At 47.7% G+C, this 2,656-nt stretch carries 2 protein-coding genes; both read left to right on the forward strand.

The window, feature by feature from the left end:
- Positions 1-132: 132 nt before the first annotated feature.
- Entirely contained in the window at positions 133-1,902 is a 1,770-nt protein-coding gene (locus tag NDA01_RS31745; protein WP_348231194.1) for a DUF4132 domain-containing protein, read from the forward strand.
- 14 nt (positions 1,903-1,916) lie between these two features.
- Positions 1,917-2,567, forward strand: coding sequence for a DUF4132 domain-containing protein (locus tag NDA01_RS31750; protein WP_348231195.1), 651 nt, complete (start codon positions 1,917-1,919; stop codon positions 2,565-2,567).
- Positions 2,568-2,656: the final 89 nt, after the last annotated feature.

The raw sequence follows: 2,656 nt of genomic DNA on the forward strand, positions 1-2,656 counted from the left end.
GAAACGCTTCAATCGCTTTTTGCCGCAGGTCGTAACTGTAAGGGGCAGGCATAGTTCTATCCCAACACTTCTCTCCTTCAGAATAACGTCCTAACACAGCTATGTAAGGCTATGCCAGAAGCTGCTTCCCAGATGCTTGAACTGACATTGTCCTACGGCCCATCAAAGCCTGCTCGTCAATGGTTGCAGGACAATCCAGCCCAAGCGATCGCAGGACTGATTCCCGTTGCCGCAGGATGCAATCGATTATCAGAAGCGGCGATCGCTTTTCTCCATCTAATGAATCGTAAGGGATATGAAGCGTACATTCGTCAATGTCTCAGCGACCAGCATCCAGATATCGCCACTAAGGTACAAAAGCTAGTCCTCGACTTTAGCGGCCCTCTACCGCTTGATGCTGAATCAACCCCAACCTGGTGGTGGCAAGCCTTTGACCAGCATGCGACCTCTAAAAAGATAAAATCTCCCACCTGGCTACATCCCCTGGAATTGCCACCTATTTTGCTTGGTAAGCATTGCTTAAATCCACAACAGGTTGTGGACTTGTTGATTGCTCTGAAACAAAGCACATTAACCGCTCCTCATCCAGTTATTACTGCTCTGAAGACTCAAGCTCATCCATCCTCTCTAGATCATTTTGCATGGAGACTATTTGAGATTTGGCTAAGTGAAGGTGCACTACCCAAAGAAAATTGGGCAATGATTGCCGTTGGTTTACTGGGCAATGATCCTTCCGTGCTGAAACTTGCACCTCTGATTAGAGAGATGCCTGGAGAAGGACATCACCAGAGAGCAGTGCTGGGTCTGGAATGTTTAAGAACGATCGGAACGGATACCGCATTGATGCAAATCAACGCGATCGCTCAGAAAGTGAAGTACAAAGGATTGAAGCAAAAAACCGAAGACTGTATTGCGGCGATTGCTCAAGCTCGCCATCTGAGCCGTGAACAATTGGAAGACCGCATTGTGCCGGATTGTGGTTTTGACCAGCAGGGCACTCGTGTATTTGACTATGGTTCACGCCAGTTCCACGTTGTCTTTGGTGGTGAAATGCAACCAATGGTGCGAGATGGGGACGGCAAGCTGAAAAACAATTTGCCCAAACCGAAAGCAAACGATGATGCGGCATTAACAGAGCCAGCGATCGCCGAGTGGAAACTGCTGAAACAGCAAATTCAAATCGTTATTAAAACGCAACGCGATCGCTTAGAGAGAGCGATGCTAGCTCAACGGCGCTGGCAGTTTAAGGAATTTAGCTCACATTTGGTGTATCACCCTTTGATGACAAATTTGGCGCAACGTCTTGTCTGGGGTGTGTACGATGCGTCTGAACGATTCATCACGTTTCGCGTTACCGAAGATTTGACCTATGCCGACGTGCATGACCAAATGCTAGCGATCAATGAAGATTTAGAAGTTGGGATTGTACATTCAGCTCAACTATCTCAAGAGTTGCGAAATACGTGGGGAGAACTGTTCAGTGATTACGAGTTAATTCAACCCTTCCGACAACTTAGCCGCACGATTTTTAGCCTAGAGCCTGAAGAAGTGGAGAGCCAGGTGATCAAACGATTTCAAGGCATTGAAGTTCAGGCAATGATTCTATCTGCCATCCTGGAAAAAACAGGGTGGCACTACACAATTCATCCAAACAATCAACTTCACTATCACTGCAAAGCGTTTCCCTTTGCCAATGTCACAGCCGTGATGGAGCATCCGAGTGGAATCCATTTGGGATATGACAGCGGTGCGGTTAAACTGAACACCTGCTTCTTCCTATCAGGACTTTATCCCAACATTGACTGGCAGCAGCAAAACTCACTGGTTCTGAACCATGTTGATCCAGTCGTCGTCAGCGAAGTATTACGAAACTTGGGGGCGATCGCTGCTAAGGGTGAGTAGAAGTGGGAAGTAGTATGACAAAACAACAGAATCGGTTATCCCTAGAATTTGACGAGCGCACGACTCCGGATTGGTTGCGGGATCTGGTGAATGGCATCACGAATTTGCAGCGTCATATGATCCCTCGCTGGGTCAAGGTGTCTGAGCTGCCGCCAATCTGGATTGATTCGTTGGCGCTGAATCGAATTCAGGTTGAGTCTGTGATTGTGGCGCTAGAGAGCAGCACGTTAGAACACTGTCATCTCTTCGTGCCTGGCTTGTTGGCCTATGCGAAGCGAGAATCACTCGATGCATTTGCCTGTAAATCTGTTGGTGTTATTCATCCCCTGGAATTGAGCGTTGAGCAGCGATTGCTTTGGGATGAGCTGTTGAGTGACTACGAAATGATCCAGCCCTTCGCACAGATTCATCGTCCCCTTTACACCCTCAAACCCGAAGAAGTCATACAGACGGTGATTACTCGTGTTGGAAATGTCCAATTTACCAATCTCAAAATTGAAGCAATTACCCTGATCGGATGGCTCGATCAGCGCAGCTGGGTCCGAGGACGTGATGGTAGAGACCTGTATGAACATTACAAAACCTTTGAAGGAGCAAATATCACAGCGGTTATTCAATACGATGAGGTACCGGCTTATGCCTTGATGCAGGGCAAACGCATCTAAATTGGGGCAAGAGAGTGGGTGAGATACTGGATTAGAGCGTTTTAGCCAGAGACTCCTAACTGACCATGCCATCAACTGCTGCAAGCCTT

The sequence above is a fragment of the Trichocoleus desertorum AS-A10 genome, assembly GCF_039962155.1.
GTDB lineage: Bacteria > Cyanobacteriota > Cyanobacteriia > FACHB-46 > FACHB-46 > Trichocoleus.

Coding starts and splice junctions, on each gene's coding strand:
- NDA01_RS31750 (WP_348231195.1), top strand. CDS start 1,917: ATGACAAAACAACAGAATCGGTTATCCCTAGAATTTGACGAGCGCACG.
- NDA01_RS31745 (WP_348231194.1), top strand. CDS start 133: ATGCTTGAACTGACATTGTCCTACGGCCCATCAAAGCCTGCTCGTCAA.